Source organism: Algoriphagus halophilus (assembly GCF_900129785.1).
Classification (GTDB): domain Bacteria; phylum Bacteroidota; class Bacteroidia; order Cytophagales; family Cyclobacteriaceae; genus Algoriphagus; species Algoriphagus halophilus.
In genome coordinates this window covers 2434998-2457223 of the sequence record NZ_FSRC01000001.1, presented here as the reverse complement: position 1 = coordinate 2457223, position 22226 = coordinate 2434998, and the positions used below count along the sequence as shown (strand labels likewise).

19 protein-coding genes are annotated in these 22226 nt (G+C 39.0%); all 19 read left to right on the top strand.

Features of this window, described 5'->3' with window-relative positions:
- Nucleotides 1-56: 56 nt before the first annotated feature.
- The 19 genes from BUR11_RS10295 to BUR11_RS10205 all read left to right on the top strand — a co-directional run bounded on the left by BUR11_RS10295 (nt 57) and on the right by BUR11_RS10205 (nt 22218).
- Complete coding sequence (locus BUR11_RS10295; RefSeq protein WP_074224727.1) at nt 57-629, top strand: DUF2911 domain-containing protein; 573 nt, start codon at nt 57-59, stop codon at nt 627-629.
- A gap of 244 nt (nt 630-873) precedes the next feature.
- Nucleotides 874-3288, top strand: a complete 2415-nt coding sequence (locus tag BUR11_RS10290) for a penicillin acylase family protein (RefSeq protein WP_074224726.1) — start codon at nt 874-876, stop codon at nt 3286-3288.
- 4 nt (nt 3289-3292) lie between these two features.
- Complete coding sequence (locus BUR11_RS10285) at nt 3293-3664, top strand: hypothetical protein (protein WP_074224725.1); 372 nt, start codon at nt 3293-3295, stop codon at nt 3662-3664.
- Between the two features lie 112 nt (nt 3665-3776).
- Entirely contained in the window at nt 3777-4295 is a 519-nt protein-coding gene (locus BUR11_RS10280; RefSeq protein WP_074224724.1) for a DeoR family transcriptional regulator, read from the top strand.
- A gap of 181 nt (nt 4296-4476) precedes the next feature.
- Nucleotides 4477-7059: an SLBB domain-containing protein gene (locus tag BUR11_RS10275; RefSeq protein ID WP_143185912.1), complete on the top strand. Its 2583-nt coding sequence runs from the start codon at nt 4477-4479 to the stop codon at nt 7057-7059.
- 18 nt (nt 7060-7077) lie between these two features.
- The gene (locus BUR11_RS10270; RefSeq protein ID WP_074224723.1) at nt 7078-8397 is read left to right on the top strand and encodes a UDP-glucose dehydrogenase family protein; all 1320 of its coding nucleotides are present in this window, start codon (nt 7078-7080) and stop codon (nt 8395-8397) included.
- Nucleotides 8398-8457: 60 nt separating this feature from the next.
- A complete protein-coding gene (locus BUR11_RS10265) occupies nt 8458-9063 on the top strand; it encodes an acetyltransferase (protein ID WP_074224722.1) in 606 nt (201 codons plus the stop codon).
- A 6-nt stretch (nt 9064-9069) separates the two neighbouring features.
- Nucleotides 9070-10497 carry a lipopolysaccharide biosynthesis protein gene (locus BUR11_RS10260; RefSeq protein WP_074224721.1) on the top strand — a complete coding sequence of 476 codons (1428 nt, stop codon included), beginning with the start codon at nt 9070-9072 and terminating at the stop codon, nt 10495-10497.
- 10 nt (nt 10498-10507) lie between these two features.
- Nucleotides 10508-11368, top strand: a complete 861-nt coding sequence (locus tag BUR11_RS10255; RefSeq protein WP_074224720.1) for a glycosyltransferase family 2 protein — start codon at nt 10508-10510, stop codon at nt 11366-11368.
- Nucleotides 11368-12237, top strand: coding sequence for a glycosyltransferase (locus tag BUR11_RS10250; RefSeq protein ID WP_074224719.1), 870 nt, complete (start codon nt 11368-11370; stop codon nt 12235-12237). The genes BUR11_RS10255 and BUR11_RS10250 overlap by 1 nt, the downstream gene beginning before the upstream one ends.
- A 49-nt stretch (nt 12238-12286) precedes the next feature.
- Entirely contained in the window at nt 12287-13378 is a 1092-nt protein-coding gene (locus BUR11_RS10245) for a Wzz/FepE/Etk N-terminal domain-containing protein (RefSeq protein WP_074224718.1), read from the top strand.
- Between the two features lies 1 nt (nt 13379).
- Nucleotides 13380-14375 (top strand): glycosyltransferase family 2 protein, encoded by a 996-nt coding sequence (locus BUR11_RS10240; RefSeq protein WP_159439219.1) that lies wholly within the window; start codon nt 13380-13382, stop codon nt 14373-14375.
- Nucleotides 14372-15574 (top strand): hypothetical protein, encoded by a 1203-nt coding sequence (locus tag BUR11_RS10235; RefSeq protein WP_074224716.1) that lies wholly within the window; start codon nt 14372-14374, stop codon nt 15572-15574. Before BUR11_RS10240 ends, BUR11_RS10235 begins: the two co-directional genes overlap by 4 nt.
- Nucleotides 15556-16317, top strand: a complete 762-nt coding sequence (locus BUR11_RS10230; RefSeq protein WP_074224715.1) for a glycosyltransferase family A protein — start codon at nt 15556-15558, stop codon at nt 16315-16317. Before BUR11_RS10235 ends, BUR11_RS10230 begins: the two co-directional genes overlap by 19 nt.
- Entirely contained in the window at nt 16317-17072 is a 756-nt protein-coding gene (locus BUR11_RS10225) for a glycosyltransferase family 2 protein (RefSeq protein WP_074224714.1), read from the top strand. Before BUR11_RS10230 ends, BUR11_RS10225 begins: the two co-directional genes overlap by 1 nt.
- A gap of 11 nt (nt 17073-17083) precedes the next feature.
- Entirely contained in the window at nt 17084-17941 is an 858-nt protein-coding gene (locus BUR11_RS10220) for a glycosyltransferase family 2 protein (RefSeq protein ID WP_074224713.1), read from the top strand.
- A 2-nt stretch (nt 17942-17943) separates the two neighbouring features.
- Nucleotides 17944-19671, top strand: coding sequence for a capsule assembly Wzi family protein (locus tag BUR11_RS10215; protein WP_074224712.1), 1728 nt, complete (start codon nt 17944-17946; stop codon nt 19669-19671).
- A 311-nt stretch (nt 19672-19982) separates the two neighbouring features.
- On the top strand, nt 19983-21281 hold the full coding sequence (locus BUR11_RS10210; RefSeq protein WP_074224711.1) for a nucleotide sugar dehydrogenase: 1299 nt from the start codon (nt 19983-19985) through the stop codon (nt 21279-21281).
- Between the two features lie 112 nt (nt 21282-21393).
- Complete coding sequence (locus tag BUR11_RS10205; RefSeq protein ID WP_234982142.1) at nt 21394-22218, top strand: polysaccharide biosynthesis/export family protein; 825 nt, start codon at nt 21394-21396, stop codon at nt 22216-22218.
- Nucleotides 22219-22226: the final 8 nt, after the last annotated feature.

Here is a 22226-nt window from a genome sequence, read left to right as displayed (position 1 = left end):
CTGGAATTTTGTAAGGAAGAAGTTAATTATTTATTTGAAAGAGAAATCTCTATATCATGAAAATACAATACTTAATTTGGGTATCAGCTATTGCTACCCTTCTATTTACTTCATGTGATCCGAAATCCTCTGAGTCTATTGAAAAGTCTGCTTTGTCCGATTCGGACCCTGAATCAGAGGAAGTAGAGAATAGACCCAGTCCACTTGAAGTGAAAGATGGGACGGTAGCTGGAAAAGCATTTAAGGTGCATTATGGTTCCCCTGCCGTCAAAGGACGCGTTTTATGGGGAGATTTGGTTCCTTATAATGTAGTTTGGCGAACTGGGGCCAACGAGGCTACCTATGTAGAGTTGAGTGAGGATATGACCGTGGAAGGGGAGTTGTTGAAAGCAGGGAAATATTCACTTTTTACAATTCCGAAAGAAAACACTTCCTGGACCATTATTTTTAATTCTGAGTGGGATTTGGAACATGGCCATTTTCAGTATGATGAGGATAATGATGTCTTAAGAGTGGAAGTTGACCCCATTTGGGAAGAAAATTCTCAAGAGCGTTTATCTATTGATTTAGAAAATCCGGGATTAGTGATCCGTTGGGAAAAATTAAAGCTTCCAATAACCATTCAATAAAAAAATAACTAGATCCAAGAAATAATGACTAGGTCCAAAAAATAATGACTAGGTCCAAAAAATAATATCTAGATCCTAAGCCCTCAATTCATCATTGAGGGCTTTTTTTTGATGGATGTCAAAACTCGATTTCAAGTATAGAGATTAAAAAAGAATGGGTTAAATTCGCTCGATGTAACCTCTTTGGTATATCATGTAATTTGATTCCCCCCTCGTCTTATTCAGGTTCCTTGTTTTAAAACACATGAAATATTTTTCCTTCCTTTTTGTTCTCGGGATCACCATCGCTTTGGCTATCTATATTTCAAGACCTATTGGACCAATTCCCCCGATTGCACCACTGCTGGACCCGCATCATGGATTTTGGCAAAATATGATCAGTGAGGATGAAAAAGCAGCATCTGAAATTTCACTTCCAGGGTTAGGTGCGCCTGTTCAGGTAATTTATGATCAACACCTGATCCCTCATATTTTTGCTCAGAACTCCAAGGATTTATATCAGGCTCAGGGATACATTACTGCCAAGCATCGACTTTGGCAAATGGAATTTCAGACCAGAGCTGCCGCTGGAAGGCTATCTGAGATAGTTGGGGATATCGCATTAGACCTAGATCGAATGACCAGAAGAAAAGGACTTGGTTATGGAGCAGAGCTAGGCTTGGAATATTTGAAAGCAAATGACCAAGAAACCTTAGAATACATTGAATCTTACGCCAAAGGAGTGAATCAATACATTCATGATTTAAGTCCAGGGGAACTTCCTGTGGAATACAAGATTTTGAATTATAGACCTGAGGAATGGACTCCTTATAAAACCTTGTTGCTCTTAAAATACATGTCTGATATGTTGGTGGGTGATCGGGATTTAGAATATACCAACCTTCGTAAAATTTTAGGGGCCGAGATGTTGGCAAAACTTTATCCTGATTTTCCGGAAGAACCTGATCCTGTGATCGAAAAAGAAAAGATTTGGGATTTTGAACCCATACCCATTGAAAAGCCTGACGGGCTGGCTTATCCAATCGATTCCTTGATGCTGGATCCTTTACCTCAACCCGTAGAAGGAATTGGTTCGAACAATTGGGCAGTATCTGGTGCCAAAACGAAAAATGGGAAACCAATTTTAGCAAACGATCCACACCTTAGTCTAAACCTGCCCTCATTGTGGTATGCATTGCAATTGACTACCCCTGAATTTTCTGTAAAAGGAGCTTCTCTTCCCGGGGCCTTAGGCATCATTTCCGGTTTTAATGAAGATGTTGCCTGGGGAGTCACCAATGCGACCAAAGATGCTCGTGATTGGTATCAAATTACTTTTAGGGATGGAAGCCGAAATGCATATAAATATGGAGAAGAGTGGAGGGAAACCACATTTCGGATAGAAGAAATCAAGGTCAAAGGAAAAGAGGATTTTTTGGATACCGTAGTCTATACCCACTATGGCCCCATCGTATATGATAGAAATTTCCGTGGTGAAAGGCAGGATGTCAATTTTGCCTTGAAGTGGACAGTTCATATGGGCTCAAATGAACAGAAGACTTTTTTATCGCTCAATAAGGCTAAAAGCCATGCAGATTATAATCAGGCCTTGGATCATTTCACAGCCCCTGCCCAAAACTTCGTTTTTGCCTCTAATTCGGGAGATATTGCCATGAGAATACAAGGGAAATTTGCCCTTAAATGGCCTGAACAAGGAAAGTTTTTGATGGATGGTTCCGACCCTCGAATGGAATGGCAACAGTTTATTCCAAACGATCAAAACCCAAGTACCTTAAATCCTGAAAGAGGTTTTGTTTCCTCTGCAAACCAACGACCCGTAAGTTCGGATTACCCTTATTATGTTTTTGACCATACCTATGAGCATTACAGAAATCACCGAATTAATGGAAGACTTCGAGCCATGGATCAAATTACGGTAGAGGACATGAAAGAATTACAGTTTGACGATTATTACCAGCAGGCTTCAGAAATTCTTCCTACCATGTTGAAGCTCCTGGGGGATCAGGTTCCGGAAGGGAAAAACGCACAGACCTTTCTAAAGCAGCTTCAAGAATGGGATTATTATGCTGATCCCAACCAAAAAGCCCCTACCGTTTATTATGTCTGGTGGAATAAGTTATATGACCTAATTTGGGAGAGATGGGATGAGTTTGGCGTGCCAGTCGTCAAGCCCACTAGTTATCGCACCATACAGCTATTGATTGAAGAACCGGAGGGAGAGATTTTTGATAAGAAGGGCACCTCAGAAAAAGAAACTGCTACCACACTTGTCAGGACATCATTTGAACGGATGGTGGAAGAATTGAATGAATATATTTCAAAAGAGGGAGATTATGGCTGGGCTAATTTTAAGAATACCACCATCCAGCATCTGGTTCCACAGTTTACTTCATTTTCAAAATCACATGTTTTTACTGGAGGAGGATCTGGAATAGTTAATGCCACCAGCGGTAGGCATGGGGCTAGTTGGAGAATGGTCGTAGAGCTGGGGGATGTTCCAAATGCCTCTGGGGTATATCCTGGAGGTCAGTCGGGTAACCCTGGGAGTAAATATTATGCTGATTTGTTGCCTATTTGGGCAGAAGGAGGCTATTTGAATTTCGATTTGAGAGACCCGGAAAATTTAGAGGGGGTCCTGTTTCAAACTACTTTAAAGTAACGTCATGAAGTTTATATCACTAACTATAGTAAGTGCTTTGATTGTGGTTTTTGTCAATCCATTTTTCCCATACTGGATCGTGATGATTTTGATAGGGATACTATCGGCTGTATTTGGTTTGAAGGGATTTGTTTCCTTTTTAGCAGGAGGCCTGGGAATGGGACTTGCCTGGGTGGGTCAAACCGTATACCTAAGTTTTATGACCGGAAGCCCACTTCCAGATCAAATGGCTGAGATTATGGGGGCAAGTAGTGGAGTATTCCTTTCCGCAATCACAGGCTTGATTGGCTTTTTATTAGGTGGCTTTAGTGCCTATTCGGGCAGTTTGTTCAGAAGAATGCTCAAAAAGAAGCCGGATAATATTTACAGAGGTTAAAATTTCTAATCATTTAAGTTTCTTAGTTCAACAAGTGTTTCAAAATAATCATTTTGTTTTTTCAGTTCATACTAATGAGTACCTTTGTTACTCACTATAAAAGTGATTTTTTATGCTTGATTCATTAATTACTTCTAAGACCAGACTGAGACTTTTGGTCAAGTTTTTTGTCAATTCCAAAACTCATAGCCATTTGAGAGGGTTAGCTGAGGAGTTTGGGGAATCTACCAATGCCATTAGAAAGGAATTAAATAACCTGACCCAGGCAGGGATACTGGAAAGGCATACCGACAAAAATAAAATTGAATACCAGGCAAATGTGAAGCATCCATTCTTTTCCAATATTCAGGAGATCATTCGTAAATACTTGGGATTGGATAAGCTGTTGGAACAGATTTTAGAAAGAATGGGTGAAGTGGAGCAAGTGGTTTTGGTTGGAGATATTGCCGAAGGGAGAGATTCGGGGAATATAGAAGTGTTGGTAGCAGGTGAGAGCTTAAATGCGGAATATATTAACCACCTGACTACAAGAGTGGAGGAGCTGATTGATAGAAAAGTGGTATTTACCTTGCATGGAGAACGGATAGCTTCTTCAGGTTTGGTACTATTTGATAAAGAGGCAGGGATCTAAATCCTGCAACAAGATATTGTTCAATTGCTAAGTACAAATTTGTGACTGAAAGGGCGAAGCTGTAGCCCGGGCGAATTGATTTTGGAAAATTTATTGCAAATACTTTATGGTTAACACCGAAAATATAATGATCTCAGATGCTTTTAGAAGGCGATATCAGACAATAGATATCAGGGTTTTTATGTTTACCATCCTGTTTTTCTTGATAGGATTAGTGGTACAGGCCCAAAATCTTTCGGATATCCAAAACTTGAAAGTGGATAATCTATCGGATGCTCAGTTAGAGCAATTGCTAAAACGGGCAGAGGCGAATGGGTTGACTGTGAATCAATTGGAAGCCTTGGCGAGAGAAAGAGGCATGCCTGCTGTGGAAGCCGCAAAATTGAGGCAAAGGATCAACCAACTTCAAATGGCTGTAAGTCCTCAAAGCGGGGTGACCCCTGTAGGCTCGGGGAGGTCTGTAGTAGGAGGGGACGGGAATGATGTATTTGATTCTTTAAGAAGGTCTGACCCCTATTATGATTTAACTCCAGTTCAGAAGAAAATTTTTGGATTTAAGTTATTCCACAATAAAAACTTAGATTTTTCTCCAAGTCTCAACCTTCCTACTCCTTTATCCTATGTGATTGGATCTGGAGACCAGTTATTACTGGATGTTTACGGAGCATCTCAACAGTCTTTCGATTTGAATGTGACTCCAGAAGGAAGAGTCTATCTGCCCAATATAGGGCCAATTCAGGTAGGAGGCTCCACCATAGAGGCAGCAACAGCAAGAATCAAAACTGCTTTGGGAAGAATATATTCTGGGCTGAATGGGGCAAACCCCAACACATTTATCCAATTGCGATTGGGGAATATCCGCTCCATCAAAGTTTCTATGGTTGGTGAGTTGACGAAACCAGGTACCTATACCTTGCCTTCTTTTGCCACCGTTTTCAATGGCTTGTATGCGGCGGGTGGACCCAATGAGAACGGTGCATTCAGAAATATTCAAGTTTACAGAAACAGTAGATTAGTAGCGACAGTAGATATTTATGAATTCCTCTCCAAAGGGGAGCAGAGTTCAAATATTACCTTACAGGATAATGATGTGGTGATTGTTCCACCTGTCCAAGCTAGAGTTGAAGTGATTGGTCCTGTTAGGAGAGAAGGATTATTCGAAGTGAAGCCAGAAGAGCATTTAACGGATTTATATATCTATACAGGAGGTTTTGAAAGCTTGGCTTATAAAGACCGAGTGACCATCAGAAGGATTGAGGATAATCAACGAAAAGTAATTGATGTCTCCTCAAGTCAATTTAACTCCTTTCCTCTCCAAGATGGAGATGAAATTCTAATAGGAGAGGCCTTGGATCGATTTGTAAATAGGGTTCAGATTTCAGGATCTGTCAATCGCCCAGGGGAATATTCCTTTGAAGAAGGCAAGCTAACCGTGAAAGGATTGGTGGAGAAAGCTGAGGGATTAAAACCAGAGGCCTTTACCAATAGATCTACTTTATATAGAACAAGTACAGATTTGACACTTGCTGCCGAATCCTTGGATTTAGCGGGGATTTTGAATGGTACCAAACCGGATATTACGCTTCAAAACGAGGATTTGTTATTTATCCCAAGTAGGTATGATATTCAAGAGGAATATTATGTCAAAATATCCGGAGAGATCAATTTTCCCGGAACCTATCCATTTGCTTCTAATATGACGGTAGGAGACCTGATTTTAAGATCCGGAGGATTATTGCAATCCGCCTCCAATGCTTCCATTGAAATTGCCCGAAGAGTTAGAGACCCAAGTTCTGGAAAAATTGCAGAGATTTCCACTCTGTCAATAGATCCAAATTTAGAATTAACTCCTGAGGAGTCGAACATGCCATTAAAGCCTTTTGATCACGTTTTTATTCGGAGAAGCCCCGGTTTTGAAAGAGAGCAATTAATCACCTTGCAAGGCGAAGTGGTACACCCTGGAGAGTTTGCGATTTCAGGAGCGGATGAAAGAATTTCTGACGTGATAAAAAGAGCAGGTGGTTTGACTCAATTTGCCTATCCAAAAGGAGCAAGTTTGATCAGAAGAACCGTATACTATAAAGGTCCGACGGAGGAAGAGATGAAGGAAGGCTCTTTAAGAAATTTAAAGGATAACCTGGATCCAGAAAGAAACCGAAACATCAATGAAGCGGAGGAACTGATGTTTGAAAGAATTAACACCAAGCTAAGTCAAAAAGAGCAAGAGCGCCTCTTGAGGGAAAGGGAGCAGGAGAGAATGAAGCTGTTTGAGTCAACTAGCTTAAACGATACAATAGCATTAGACTCTACGATCAATCAAGTAAGAATCTCAGAGCAGGATTTAGTGGGTATTGATTTGGAGAAAATTATGCAAAACCCGGGTTCAGATGAGGATTTATTTCTATTGGAAGGGGATATCATCCGGGTACCGAAAGAGTTACAAACTGTGAGGATGGTAGGAGAGGTGTTGTTACCTACTACCAGCCGATACAATAAAAAGAGTAGTTTAAAAAATTACATTTCAAAAGCAGGTGGATTCACGGAAGAGGCTAGAAAATCTAAAACCTATGTGATTTATGCGAACGGGGATGCCAAACGGACGCATAACTTTTTGGGGATAAATTTTTACCCTGAGCTGGAACCTGGTGCTGAAATTGTAGTACCCAAAAAACCTCAGAGAAATAGACTGAATGCAGCAGGTTGGATAGGACTTGCTTCAAGTTTAGCAACGTTAGGGATCCTTGTTGATCGATTATTAAATTAATATTTAAGGAATAATTTTATGAAAATTGCAGTAGTTGGTACCGGCTATGTGGGCCTGGTGTCAGGAGCTTGTTTTGCTGACGTAGGTATCGAAGTTACCTGTGTGGACATTGACCAAAAGAAAATCGAGAAGTTAAAGAATGGGATCATGCCCATTTATGAACCTGGTCTAGAAGAAATTGTGGTTCGAAATTATAAAAGTGGAAGATTACACTTCAGCACAGACTTAGGGGAAGCCATTCAAGGAGCATCTGTTGCATTTATCGCAGTGGGTACCCCTCCGGGAGAAGATGGTTCTGCGGATTTAAAATATGTATTGGCAGTGGCTGATGAGATTGGCCAAAAGATGTCAGATTATATTGTAGTAGCTACCAAAAGTACGGTGCCAGTGACTACTGGGGAAAAGGTAAGAGGGGCCATCAAAAATGCCTTGGATCAAAGAGGATCTGATCTTCCTTTTGCAGTAGCTTCAAACCCTGAGTTCCTAAAAGAAGGAGCTGCCGTGGAGGATTTCTTAAAACCTGATAGAATTGTCATCGGAGTGGATGATACCCGTGCAGAGGAGATCATGAAGCGTTTGTATAAGCCGTTTCAGTTGAGTGGAGAGCGAATCATCTATATGGATATTCCTTCAGCAGAAATGACCAAGTATGCGGCAAATGCCATGTTGGCGACAAAAATTTCTTTCATGAACGACATTGCCAACCTATGTGAGAAAGTAGGAGCGGATGCCAATATGGTTAGAAGAGGAATTGGAACAGATCCAAGAATTGGAAATAAATTCATTTACCCTGGTGTGGGATATGGTGGATCCTGTTTCCCTAAGGATGTCAAAGCCATTATCAAGACAGCCAAACAATATGGATATGATCTGAGAGTCCTTCAGGCTGTGGAAGACGTGAATGATGACCAGAAGCATGTGTTGGCCAATAAAGTAAAAGCACATTTTGGAGAGGATCTAAGCGGAATGACGTTTGCCATGTGGGGGTTGAGCTTTAAGCCCAATACCGATGACATGAGGGAAGCACCGGCTGCGGTGATCATTGATGAGTTAAGAGCAGCAGGAGCAAGCGTGAGGGCTTACGACCCCGTTGCCATGGAAGAGGCGAAGGAACATTACCTGTTTGATAAGGTGACTTATTGTAAGGATTCTTATGATGCATTGGTGGATGCTGATGCCTTGTTGCTCGTGACCGAATGGTCAGAGTTCAGAATTCCAAGTTGGGATGTAGTATCCAAACTCCTAAAAAACAAAGTGATATTCGATGGTAGAAATATCTATGATAGAAAATACTTGAATACTCTTGGGTTTGAGGTATACAATATCGGATCGAAGTAATAATAATTGCCCCTGGGTTCTTTCTCAGGGGCATAACTATGTCTTATTGCATATAAATATATGGTAATAGCTGGGGCTGGAGGACATGGCCATGAATTGAAATATTGCCTCATACAGGAAGGTATTGCCGATTCAGAAATCATTTTTTTTGATGAACATCCATCCAACAAAAATCTGGAGGAGCATCCTATATTGATTTGTGGGGAGGAGCAATTGAAGGAAGCCTTCCAAAAGGATCCCCGGTTCATGCTGGGGGTGGGTAATCCAATCCATAGAGAAAAGCTATACCATTTATTGACGAATCTTGGTGGGATTTATACCGGGCTCCATGGCAGTTCATCGTTGAAAGAGGATATTCACCAGTTTCAGTTTGATGTTTTTCCATTCAGTTTTATTGGGCCCTTGACCCGCATTGGCACAGGTGTGCTGATCAATACCAGGGCCAGTGTGCACCATGAAAGTACAGTGGGAGAATTCAGTGAAATAGGTCCCGGGGCCATGTTATTGGGCGCCTCGAAAATTGGAAAGAAATGCAGGATTGGAGCTGGGGCAGTGATCCTTCCCGGAGTAGAATTGGGCGATGAAGTAATCGTGGGAGCTGGAGCAGTGGTAACCAAAAGTTTTTTTGGAAAAGGAATGGTGATCAAAGGAATACCGGCAAAATAAGGAGCGTTGGGACAGAAAAAGATAATTAAAGGGGTATTTTGGAATGCCCTCCAATTGATCATAAACAAATCCTTTGCTTTTATCATCAAGTTGATTTTAGCAAAACTCTTGGTACCCGAGGAATTTGGGGTAGTAGGGATGGCGATCGTGTTTATCAGTTTTGTAGAGGTGTTCAATGACCTAGGATTTGGGGCGGCACTGATTCAAAAAAAGGAGACGGATTATACCCCTAACCTATTATACACCGCATTTTGGACCAATTTAGGGTGGTCTCTTCTTACCTATTTGGCTGTTGCCTTTATCGTGGCTCCATTGGCGGCAAGTTTTTACGAAGAACCCGTTTTGTTGCAGATCATTCCAGTGATGTCTGTTGGGATTATTTCTAACTCCATTATTGTCATCCACAAAGTCCAGCTGACCAGGATCATGGACTTTAAGAAAATGGCCATCATCAGTAATATTTCCAATGTGTTTTCCGGGGTATTATCGATTACGTTGGCGCTTTTAGGGGCAGGGTATTGGTCTTTGGTTTTTAATTCAGTGGCAGGATTTATTGTAGCCATTCCACTGTTTATGCATGCCACGAAATGGACGCCAAAATTCATTTGGGAAAAAGAGGATTTCAATAAGATTTTTGGATTCGGCTTCTATTTTACGGGCACTAAATTTTTTAACAACCTCATCACAAAAATCGATTATTTACTAATAGGAAAATGGGTGGGGGCCTATTACCTAGGTATTTACACGTTTGCATTCATACTTACCGATACGTTCAGAAGTCAAGTACTTCAAATCATAAACAAGGTGATGTTTCCTGTTTATTCCACCATCCAGGATAATCCGGCAGAAATCAAGAAAAATTACCTCAATGTATTGAAATACAACAGTATGATTATTAGTCCTATCATGGCAGTTTTTGTGGTGTTGGGAGAAGAAGTAATCAGGTATGGATTTGGAGAAAAATGGCTGGAAGCTGTTTTTCCATTGAAAATCATCTCTCTATCCATCCTCATTCATATGATGGCTAATAGTTATACCGTGCTATTAAGAGGGATCGGGAGAGCAGATGTGGAATTTAAACTTCAACTCTTCAAAGCAGTTTTTATTTTTATTCCAATGCTCACCATCGGTATTTATTACTATGGGATCAATGGAGCATCCATCGCAATTCTCATTAACAAATCCACAGAAGTGGTGATTGGAGTCTTTATTTTAAAGCGATTCATAGGGTTGGATTATCGAGAAGTCTTTGCATTCATGAAAAAGACATGGTTCTTCATTGTCGCCATGATTCTTATAGGAATCCTATCTAGAGAGGTCCTGGGGCTCCATTATTTCATCACCTTTATTTTAATGGCTGTTGTTTATCTCTTTGGGTTGAAAGGTGAAATAAAAAAGGATATAAAACACTTTTCCTCACTCAAGTCCAGCTAAAAATTTAGAAGTGCATTCCCCTCTGGTTTCGATAATTATTCCCGTTTACAACCGATCTGACTTGATTTCGGAAACGTTGGATTCGATCAAAGCGCAAACTTTTACGGATTGGGAGTGTGTGCTGGTAGATGATCACTCCACGGATGACAGTTTTAAAGTATTAGAGGAATACAGCAAAGCGGATCCGAGATTTAGGGTTTATTCCAGGCCAAACGATAGAGTAAAAGGAGGTTGTGCCTGCAGGAATTTTGGTTTCGAACAATCAAAGGGAGAATTCATTCAATATTTCGACTCCGATGATCTGATGCTCCAAAACATGATTAAGGAAAAAGTTGAATTACTAAGTGCAGGAAAAGAACTTGATTTTGTGGTTACCAAGATGGGTAAGTTTTTCAAAAATGGAGCGTTTTTGGCTCCAGAATACAGTCTTCATTCCAACAACTTCATACAGGATTTTTTGACCTATCAAATTTTCTTTCTTACCCCCGGACCACTATTTAAACGGAATTTCCTAGCGAAGTTTCCCATCCATTTCAGCGAAAAATTGGAAAGAAGGCAGGAACGGGAATTCTATAGTAGGCTGATTTTATCCAGACCAAGGTTTAAGGTATTTGATCATGTCCATTGCTATAGGAGGATGCATGAGAACTCCATCCAATCCAACTACGATGAAGGTGATTTAAAAAAGCACCTGATTTCTAAGTTCCGGTTTTATGATTCCCTGCGCTCAAATTCTGGAGGAAAGTTTAATCAGGATATCTTCAAGTATTGCAAACCTGAAATAATCATGCTTTGGAAGAAAAGCTTGAAAAATCAGTTTTGGGGGCTTGCGTTCTCCTATTCAATCATGATTTTAAAATTGAAGTTTTGATGTCACAGGTGGAGCTATCAGTGATCATTCCCACCTATGAGAATTGGGAGCTTCTCAAAGCCTGTCTCCAGGCTTTGAATCAACAGACCTTTGAAAAACACCGGTTTGAAGTATTGATTATTAACAATAAGCCAGGATCACCGATTCCAGATTTGCCTTTTGAAGGAAATTTAAGGGTGTTGGAAGAAGCCAAACCGGGCTCTTATGCTGCCAGAAATAAAGGGATAGCTGAAGTTCAGTCTGATTTAATTGCCTTTACTGATTCTGATTGCCTTCCATCCAACCATTGGTTAGAAAATGGGGTCAAGGAAATAGAGAAGGGGTTTGATCTGGTGGGAGGAAGGATGACGCTTTTTAAACCCGAAGGAGGAAACCATTTGGCATTTATTTACGAACAAGCCTTTTCTTTTAATCAATTTAAAAATGTGACTCAAAAAGGTCAGAGTGTGACTGCCAATCTGATTTGTAAAAAATCAGTCATAGAAACAATCGGGAAGTTTAATGAAACACTGATGTCTGGAGGTGATTTTGAATGGACAAAGCGGGCAACAGACGGTGGATTCAAAATGGGATATGGTCATGATGTGGTAGTGGCTCACCCCTCTAGAAAAAATCTACATGAACTAATTAAGAAAAAGAAAAGGACGATTGGAGGTATGTATTCCAGATTTTATAAATTCTATACTCCCAAGCAAAAACTCCTTTTCGGACTACATTTTATCAGGCCTCATGTTTCTATCTTTGGTTATCCTAATCTAAGTTTATCAGAAAGAACTAAGCTGTTTTTTGCCACCTGGTATGTAGAATGCATTGGGATGAAGGAAATGTTGAAATTGGACTTGGGTCATAAAAAAGCAGAAAGAGAATGAAAAGACATGTTCAAAGAGATCAGGATTTCGTAAATCAGAATTTTATTCTATGAAAAATCAACTAAATACTATCCTGCTAAAAAATGATTTTACACTTCTCAACTTAGTGAAATTAGGTAAAGCTAAGCTGAAAGTACTGATAGCTACCATTGTAATCTTTATACTGATAGGGCTTGCTTATTATATTTCTACTCCAACCTCATTTTCTTCAGAGACGATTTTATTGGTAGAAAGCCAAAACACAAGTTCTGCCGGAGGTTTAGGGTCCTTGGCACAGGTGGCAGGGTTTGCCGTTCCAGGTTCCTCAGCGGAATTGGCCACGTTGGATCCTGCACTATATCCTATGATCTTGCAGAGCAAGCCATTTTTGGAGGATTTGATGAATTCAAAAATTAAATCTGAAATCTATCCAGATTCAGTTTCTCTTTTCAAATATTTCGTGGAAACAAGACCTGATAATGAAATTTACAAGTTTATAAAAAGCCCGCTTTCAGTTTTTAAACCAGGTATTCAAGTAAATGATAGTGATAGAGATTCTATCAAAATGGAAAACAGAACAAAGTATGAACCGATGGAGATGTATGTTTTGTATCGAATTTCTGAGCGGATCACTGCAAGTTCTGAGGGTAGGTTATTAATCATTTCTACTACCATGCCAGAACCAAATTTGGCATTCCAATTTTCCAAAATGGTAAAAGATTTATTAGTAGAATATTCCACTAGATATCTTCAAGAAAAGCAAAAAAGTCAGGTTCAATATTTAGAAGTTCAATACCAAAAAAGCGAGGAAGGTTTTAAAGAAGCTCAAAACGCCTTGACTACTTTTAGGGAAAGGAATCAAGGCTTGTTTTTGGAAAGTATGAAGGCCATAGAGCAAAACTTAAATTCGGAATATAACCTAAAGTTTGAATTATATAGAACCATTGCAAAAGAGTTAGAAACCTCAAAAATTGAATTGAACAATCAAAAGCCCATATTTACGGAGATTGAACCCCCTATTATACCAAATAGGCCTATTGCTCCAAACCTACTATTGACGTTGGCATTCAGCATCACCTTAGGTTTTGTTTTTGGGCTGATCTTTATTTTCATTCTTTACATCAAGCAATACATCAAGCTACATCAAGAAATTGAAGCCTGATTTGAAAGTATCTGTAGTTGTACCCTGCTTCAACAACGAACGGTTAATTACCGATACATTGGAGTCTATTCTCCAACAAACCTATTCTAATTGGGAGTGTGTCGTAGTAGATGACGGATCCCAAGATGGTACCGAGGGTAAGGCTCAGTCTTATGTGGATAGAGATGATCGATTCAGACTATTCAAGAGGCCAGCTGAACTTCCCAAAGGCGCCAATTCATGTAGGAATTTCGGGGTCCTAAAGAGTTCTGGAGAATATCTGATATTTCTTGATGCGGATGATTTACTGAGTAAAAATTGCATCGAACAAAGAGTAAATTCAATAGCTGATGAAGATTTAATAATTCATTCGACAGCCCATTTTACGAAAGATATAGATGAGGCAACTCCATTTTTCCCAAACCTCAATATCCATTTATCTGCTATTGAATACAGGAACATGTTTTTGGAATACATGATTCCATGGCATACCAGTAGCGGGATTTGGAAGAAAGAGTTTTTTACCAAAATAAATGGGTTTAACGAACGATTGTTGAGGTTTCAGGATGTGGATATCCATGTAAGAGCATTATCAGTTCCTGCCATCAAATTCAAACTGGATAATACTGCACCTGTTACATCCTATTACCGGAAATCCGAGTTTCATCAACAAGTCACCAAAGAAAAACGGAGGTTTATATTGAATCAAGGGCTTGCTTTTGCCACTGAATTGAAGTCGGTATTGCCCGCTAAAGACTATCTACGGGTCCAGGGATTATTTATTTATTTGTTTTTCAGGTTTGAGGAAGTGTTTGGCTTAGAGGATGTAAAGATGCTTAAAAACCTTATGCAAGCGAATCTTGAGGATTCGAAGTCGGGTAAACTAGCTAATGAATTCAGCTTTCTGGTTTGGGTTTATGGAACTTGGATGACCAATTCCAGCCGATTTAGAAAGTATTTGAGTTTTATGGTTTTCAAAAAATATGCTTACTCAACCCGAAAGAAGTTGAACCATTGAAAGCCTATTATGAAAATATTGAGTTTTGGCATTTAATTACCTTGCCCATTTACTTCGTTTTGGTTTATCTAATTCTGACGACGTTTGCCAAAAGGATTTTAATTTCAGATAATAAGTATATCAACCTCCATTTTCTTGGTCTGCTGCTTTTTTATCTTGCAATAGGATTAGTTGATTATAAAATCAAACTGATTCCTTATTTCCCGGATACGAATCTATTTACCAGGATTTTAGAGACAGGGGTAACCCCACACAATCAATCGATAGGGGTAAAAATAGGCTATAAATTTCTAGCTATCCCAATCTATCTGATTTCACTGAAATCCATATTTAATTATTTCTTATTTAATATTTTATTCTTTCAACTTGGTCTGATTTTCTTGGCTGGGGCATTTAATCGAACCTATGGAATTCAGGATGTGTGGGTTCAGCGGTTTTATTTAATACTTGCTGCATTGGCTCCTTCCATTGTCGTTTATTCTTTCACGCCACTTCGAGAGAGTTATTTTGTCCTGGCCTTGGGGTTATTCTTTTACGGAATGACAGGAAAATACAAACTCAATTACTTCCTGATATTGGGAGTGATTTTGGCAGGGATTCTTAGGATCCAGCTTCTTTTGTATTTTTTTATCATTGTCGGGTTCCAATATTTAGTGCAACTGAAGTTGAGCCGAAAAATGGTAATTGGTCTTATTTTAGTCCTGTTTCCATTATTTTTCGTTGCCTTGAATTATTTGTCTACCAGTATTTTAAATATCCCCATATCACCTGAGAGTTTGTCGTTGTTTAGAAACGTACAACGTATGAATTATTTTGAATCTGGAGTTACCTACCCAGAAGTGGATTGGCGGACCTGGTTGGACCTAATATTAGATTTTCCAGGCTTGTTTTTCCAATTTTTACTGGCTCCTTTTCCAGTAATTATTTTCATCCCATTTTGGACTAAATTGGCCTATTTTGCAGATGGATTGTATCTGCTTTTCCTTTTATTTATTTGTTTAACTTTTATAAAAAACATCAAGAAATATTCCTTATGGTTGATCTATATTGGAGTTTACGTTGGTATGTCTGCTTTTTTTGAATTTCATTTGCTAGGTGCAGTTCGTCATAGATTGCCCGCAACTTTATTAATATTGAGTATTGCTGCACAAGCATTAGCGTATTACTTGCCAAAATATAAATGGATTTTCAGGTACTGATTTCCACAATGAATCCAAAGCCAGATTCGTTTAAAGGGAAAAGTTTTCATGTATTAGTCATTTCTCAAAACCAAACTGGAATCCACTTCCAGGATGAAAACTTAGCGTTTATTTCCTTTGACGAAAAAGGATTATCAAAGAGTAGAAACCGAGCATTGGAAAATGGAACTGGTGAATTAGGCTTAATAGCTGATGATGACGTGGATTTCTGTGAAAATTTTGATGCTAAAATCAAAAAAGCTTTTCATGATTTCCCCGACGCAGATATTATTACCTTTAAAATATTGACTCCAACAGGAGAAAATTATAAAAATTACCCAAAGAGTTCTTTTAAACATACACGGAAAAGTATTTATACCGTGTCTTCAGTAGAGATCGTATTCAAGCTTGAAAGTTTGAAAAAAGCTGGAATTAAGTTTGATGAACGATTTGGCTTGGGGGCTTCCTATCCAAGTGGGGAAGAAACCATTTTTTTAAACGACGCAATGAATAAAGGTCTAAACATCTATTTTGTACCAGAATATATCGTAATGCATCCACTTGAAAGCTCCGGGAAAATTCTGGATGCAAGCTATTATAAAACTAAAGGGGCGCTTATTAAAAGGTTATATGGTTATTCTTTTAATTTAGTTTTGGGCATAGCATTTTTGATGAAGCAATATTTAAAACCGCAAAGATCTATTTCTCTTTTTAGTTCATTCAAAGAAAGTTTGATAGGTTTCAATTCAATCAATAAAGGATAATGCTTGTATCAATAATAACTCCTGTTTACAATGCCCACTCTCATATCGAGGAGACGATACAGTCTATTATAGCACAAACTTATTCTGATTGGGAATTGATCTTGATAGATGATTATTCCACTGATAATGGGATTCATATTTTAAGCCGCTATACAGAATTGGATGCGAGAATTCATTTGCATGAAAACCCAAAAAATCTTGGAGCGGCTGTCAGTCGGAACAAAGGAATTGAGATGGCCAAAGGCAGGTTTATCGCATTTTTGGATAGTGATGATCTTTGGGAACCAACTAAGCTTGAAACTCAAGTAAAGTTTATGTTGGAAAATAAGCATGCATTTACTTTTGCAGGTTATTTTAAAATCAAGAATGATATCATCGTAGGAGAACATGTAGTTCCCGCTAAAGTAAACCACAATGATTTATTAAAAACGTGCTCCATTGGTTGCTTGACAGCCATGTACGATACAGACCAGCTAGGGAAAGTGTATATGCCAATTATATCCAAAAGACAAGATTTTGCACTATGGCTTAAAATATTGAAGCTTATACCTTACGCCTATGGCATCAATCAACCATTGGCAAAATACAGGCTAAGGGATGATTCTATTTCAGGGAATAAATTTAAAGCCGCTAAATATCAATGGATTGTATATCGGGAGTTTGAAAATCTAGGCCTTTTAAAATCTATTTATTATTTCATGCATTACACCTTTTTTGGGGTGCTGAAAACGTATTTCCATAAAGCGAAAAAATAAGATTGAGCGGCGTGTTTATTAGTGTAATTATTCCGGTTTATCAGGATTGGGAACGTTTGAATTTATGCCTCAAAGCACTGGATAATCAAACAAATATTGAATCTATCTTTGAGGTAATAATCGTAAATAATGATCCTTCTGACGATTATAGACCCAGTGAAAAATTTTCCTTCCCTATTAAATTTTTAACAGAAACAATACCAGGTTCCTATTCAGCCAGAAATAAAGGATTGACTGAAGCCAAAGGAGATGGTGTCTTATTTACGGATTCTGATTGTATCCCAGCCCCTGATTGGATTTATCAAGCCAAAAACCTTCTTGAAAATGGAGAGGCAGAGTTGTATGGGGGACAGATCGAAGTATTCTCTCACCTTGAAAACAACTTTGTCAATTTTGAGAAAGCATTTGCCTTCCCCAATGCCTTTTATGTAGAAAAGGGCAGTTTTAGTGTTACCGCTAACCTTTTGGTAAAAAAAGAAGTTGTAGAGAAAATTGGTGGTTTTAATCCGTCTTTAATGACAGGGGGAGATTCGGAGTTTTGCAATCGAGCGGTGAAAGCAGGGTTCAAAATTAGCTATAGCCCTTTGATGTCGTTGAAACACCCGGCAAGGTCAAGTTGGGAAGAGATGAAAGTGAAGGCCATCCGGTTTGGAGGGAGGTTGCCCAAAGGGAAAAATAAACTCGTAATTATCTTGAAATTAATCGGCAAGTTTAGAATAAGGTTCACGGATATTCAACAGGTTTATCACCTATCGGGATATGGGATCTCAGATAAATTCGGCTTTTTTCTGATCAAACAACGATTAAGGTGGGTAGAAGCAAATGAATCAATGCGTGTTTATTTGGGTAAAAAACCTGGTCGAAAATAATCATGTTTAAAAAAGCTGAAAATGGTTTAAATCGATCCAAGTTACGATTTGGTGTTTTACTCCTGTTCATGCTTTTTTCTTATTATGAGGATGCTCAAGCCCAAATCCTGAATGCGGATTTCCCAGTATTGGAACAATACCTTAGGAGGCAACAATTACTAGGAGAATTTCCCCTTCACCAATCATTTACACTCAGGCCCATTCGCTTTGATGGGAGGGACTCTACAGGAGCAACCAATACCGTTTCTGAGATACTTACAGGGATATCGAAAATTGAAAATCCACAGAAGCGAATCAATATATTACCTTTGATTTCTACGACAGAAATTAATACCAAAAGGCCTTATGGTTGGGGCAATAAGGGGTTGATACCCAATGTAGGTATCCAAACCTACTTAAGTGTTGGAGTTTATGCTCGATTTAAGTTTTTGGAAATCCAGTTCCAACCAGAATTTTCATATTCTCAAAACAAGCCATTCGATGGATTTGAAGCACAGTTCTCTGGCTTCGAAAATTATTCCAGATATTTTTACTGGAATAATGGAGATAACCCAGAGCGATTTGGGAATGAGTCCATTCATAGATTTTGGTGGGGCCAGTCAAGCGTAAATATTTTAATGGGGCCTATGGCTTTGGGTGTTTCCACCCAAAACATATGGTGGGGGCCAGGCCAATTTAATTCCTTGATTTTCTCGGATAATTCTGAAGGATTTCCTCATTTGTCCTTATCCACTCGAAGACCTCTCAAGACGGTGGTCGGGAATTTTGAAATGCAGGTAATTATGGGGAGACTCGAAGATTCGGGATTGTTTCCTTCTCAAAACGAGGTGTTAAATAGGAGGTACTTCCGAAGATTTGATGGGGATTGGCGCTATTTGAATGGTTTAAAAATAAATTATAACCCCTCTTTTTTAAAGAATTTCTTTTTAGGGTTCAGTAGAACTTTTCATCAATATAGTAAGTACATGGGGGATTCTTTTAAAGATTATTTCCCTGTTTTCGAGGTTTTTCAAAAGAAAACATTGTTTGAAAATGGGAATTCAATTACCTATGACGGAAGAGGGCAGGATCAACAGGTCTCCTTATCCATGAGGTATGTGGTTCCCAAGGCGAATTTTGAAATTTATGCAGAATATGGGAGGAGGGATCATGCCTACAATTGGAGAGATTTTATTTTAAACCCAGACCATGCGAGAGCATACCTATTTGGATTTCAAAAACTATTTCCTATTCCAGAAAGAAATTCATTTCTACAAGTAAGAGGGGAAATGACCCAACAGCAAGAGTCTGTCAACAGGTATGTGAGATATCCTGGACTGATTGGAAATCAAACTTGGAATACCCATGGTTTGGCTCGGGCTTTTGGTAATTACGGGGAAAATTTAGGAGTAGGGATAGGAGTAGGTTCAAACGTTCAAACACTCGAGATAACAGAGGTGAAGGGAATGATGAAAAGAGGCATTTTATTAGAGCGTTTGGAAAATAACCAAGATTATTTTTTCAGGGCATTTGGGCAAAATCCAGAGAAAAAACCATGGGTAGATTTAAGCTTTGGATTGCTTTGGGACCAGCGATTTGATAGACTTGTTCTCAGTGGGAAAGCCCAATTTGTGAAAGCCCATAATTATCAGTGGCAGTCCAAAGGAATAAGTACTGATGATTATCCCAACGGTAGAAAAGTCTTTTCTTTTTACGGGAATCTGAATATTATTTACCAGTTAAAGAAGTAAGTAGTTAATGGATTTTATTTATTCCAAAACCTATTACATTTGCATTCATGCTCAAATGAGTAACTTTAGTACTCATTTTAATAGCTATCTTTAAATAAATTCCTTTTGGGAGATTTCCAATGAACCAATACCGCCTTTTAGGAGGAGTTTCCACGATTCATTGAGAATTTATTTAAAGAAAAAAGTAAGTCAAATAGTGCTGGGTTCATGGGACCGAAAGGGCGAAGCTGAGCCAACTGAATATGTATTCCTGCTAGCTAAAGCAGGAATATAAAAATTGAAATAACACAACGTAAAACATAGTATTTTTAATGTCGACACCTATCAAAGAAGTTAAAATTGCCGTTATAGGCTTAGGGTATGTTGGTCTTCCTTTGGCGGTAGAGTTTGCCAAAAAATATCCAACTGTCGGTTTTGATATTGATGCCAAGAGGGTTTCAGAACTTATAGCCGGTGTGGACCATACACTGGAAGTAGAAGATGAGCTGCTTCAATCCGTATTGACTGATTCTTTAAATGGTGATACAGGTTTATTGCCAAGTTTTGATTCGGAGGTCTTGGCTGATTGCAATATTTATATTGTGACTGTCCCTACTCCAACTGACAAACACAATCGACCGGTATTGACCCCTATGCTCAAAGCTTCTGAAAATATTGGAAAGTATTTGAAGAAGGGAGATATCGTTATCTATGAATCGACGGTATATCCTGGTGTGACCGAAGATGAATGTGTGCCTGTTTTAGAGCAAGTTTCTGGATTGAAATTCAATCAGGATTTCTTTGCTGGTTATTCTCCAGAAAGAATTAATCCCGGAGATAAAGAGCATACCGTTGCAAAAATTTTGAAAGTCACTTCTGGAAGTACTCCGGAAATAGCGGAATATGTAGATCAACTGTATAAAACAGTGATTGTGGCCGGTACCCACAAGGCCTCTTCCATCAAAGTTGCTGAGGCTGCAAAAGTGATTGAAAACTCCCAACGAGACATCAACATCGCATTTGTCAATGAGCTTTCCAAAATCTTTAACCTGATGGGAATCGACACCAATGAGGTGTTGGAAGCAGCAGGGACCAAATGGAATTTCCTCAAGTTTAAACCAGGATTAGTGGGCGGGCATTGTATTGGTGTGGATCCTTTTTATCTTGCTCAGAAAGCGCAGGAATTGGGATACCACCCTGAAATTATCCTGGCGGGAAGAAGGTTGAATGATTCCATGGGGAAGCATGTCGCCACTGAAGTCATTAAACTGATGATGAGAAAAGACCTGAAGGTCATTGATTCCAAGGTGCTCATCTTAGGGTTTACTTTTAAAGAAGATTGCCCAGACGTCAGAAATACCCGAGTGATTGATATCTACAAGGAGTTAAGATCCTTTGACATGGAAGTGGATGTGTACGATCCATGGGCCAACCCCGCTGAGGTGGAGCATGAATATGGTGTTCAGATCATTTCCGGGAAGCAAGCTCCGGACTTAGCAAACTATTCTGCTGTAATTTTAGCGGTTTCCCATCAAGAATTTAAGCAACTGCAAATCAAGAAATCTGATACTCAAGTGGTATTTGATGTGAAGGGATTTTTGGATAAATCTGACGTGGATGCCAGATTATAATTTTGCAGAATTACCTGCCTAAATAAATAAAAGTTTAAAATTCTGATTAATTCTTATTTTTGATCCCGTATTCAAATTCTGAAGAGATCCTTTTTCTACATTTACCTAATTCATGAATAAAATTTTAAGAAACCTGTTCTTTTTTGGGGTAATCGCATTAGGCTTTTACTCTTGCGTTCCCAACAAGAAAATGATTTATATGCAGCAGTTAGAGGAAAGTCAGGGGCCTTTGATTGAGTCAAGTGAAAAATATTCCTATGAAACAGAGGAATATCTGTTACAGATTAACGATAATGTAGAAATCACCATTAAAACTACTGATGAGGACTTGAACCTGATTTTTGGGGCCATCAGTAACGAAAATCAGACCTCTGCCCAAATGGGAGGAAGCCAGGGAGCAGGAGATGCATTTTTCTTAAATGGGTATACCATTGACGAGAGAGGGATGGTGGAGATTCCTTTGATCGGTGAAGTGAAATTGCTAGGCCTTGATACCAAGCAAGCAAAAGAGTTGATCGAGAATGAGGTGTTGAAATATGTCAAGGCGAACGAGTTTTTTGTCAGAGTGAGATTGGGAGGGATTCGTTTTAGTGCGTTGGGAGAATTTACCAGATCCGGTAAATACACGATTTTACAAAACAGAGTGACAATTTTTGAGGCGATAGCCTTCGCTGGAGATCTAAACAGGGTTGCCAAAAGAGATCAAGTGCTCTTGGTGAGACAATATCCTGATGGTTCCCAGATCCATAAAATTAATTTATTGGATAGGGACCTACTTGGCTCAGAATTTTACTTTTTAAAACCCAATGATTTAATCTATGCTGAACCAATGAAAGTCAGAGAGTTGGGAGCAGGTACAAACTTAGTAGAAACCTTGACTTTGCTGACGACGACCATCACGGCAGTAGCGTTGGTTCTTACTTTAATTAAAAATTAATATTTCCA

Coding starts and splice junctions, on each gene's coding strand:
- BUR11_RS10295 (WP_074224727.1), top strand. CDS start 57: ATGAAAATACAATACTTAATTTGGGTATCAGCTATTGCTACCCTTCTA.
- BUR11_RS10290 (WP_074224726.1), top strand. CDS start 874: ATGAAATATTTTTCCTTCCTTTTTGTTCTCGGGATCACCATCGCTTTG.
- BUR11_RS10285 (WP_074224725.1), top strand. CDS start 3,293: ATGAAGTTTATATCACTAACTATAGTAAGTGCTTTGATTGTGGTTTTT.
- BUR11_RS10280 (WP_074224724.1), top strand. CDS start 3,777: ATGCTTGATTCATTAATTACTTCTAAGACCAGACTGAGACTTTTGGTC.
- BUR11_RS10275 (WP_143185912.1), top strand. CDS start 4,477: ATGTTTACCATCCTGTTTTTCTTGATAGGATTAGTGGTACAGGCCCAA.
- BUR11_RS10270 (WP_074224723.1), top strand. CDS start 7,078: ATGAAAATTGCAGTAGTTGGTACCGGCTATGTGGGCCTGGTGTCAGGA.
- BUR11_RS10265 (WP_074224722.1), top strand. CDS start 8,458: ATGGTAATAGCTGGGGCTGGAGGACATGGCCATGAATTGAAATATTGC.
- BUR11_RS10250 (WP_074224719.1), top strand. CDS start 11,368: ATGTCACAGGTGGAGCTATCAGTGATCATTCCCACCTATGAGAATTGG.
- BUR11_RS10245 (WP_074224718.1), top strand. CDS start 12,287: ATGAAAAATCAACTAAATACTATCCTGCTAAAAAATGATTTTACACTT.
- BUR11_RS10230 (WP_074224715.1), top strand. CDS start 15,556: ATGGATTTTCAGGTACTGATTTCCACAATGAATCCAAAGCCAGATTCG.
- BUR11_RS10225 (WP_074224714.1), top strand. CDS start 16,317: ATGCTTGTATCAATAATAACTCCTGTTTACAATGCCCACTCTCATATC.
- BUR11_RS10215 (WP_074224712.1), top strand. CDS start 17,944: ATGTTTAAAAAAGCTGAAAATGGTTTAAATCGATCCAAGTTACGATTT.
- BUR11_RS10210 (WP_074224711.1), top strand. CDS start 19,983: ATGTCGACACCTATCAAAGAAGTTAAAATTGCCGTTATAGGCTTAGGG.
- BUR11_RS10205 (WP_234982142.1), top strand. CDS start 21,394: ATGAATAAAATTTTAAGAAACCTGTTCTTTTTTGGGGTAATCGCATTA.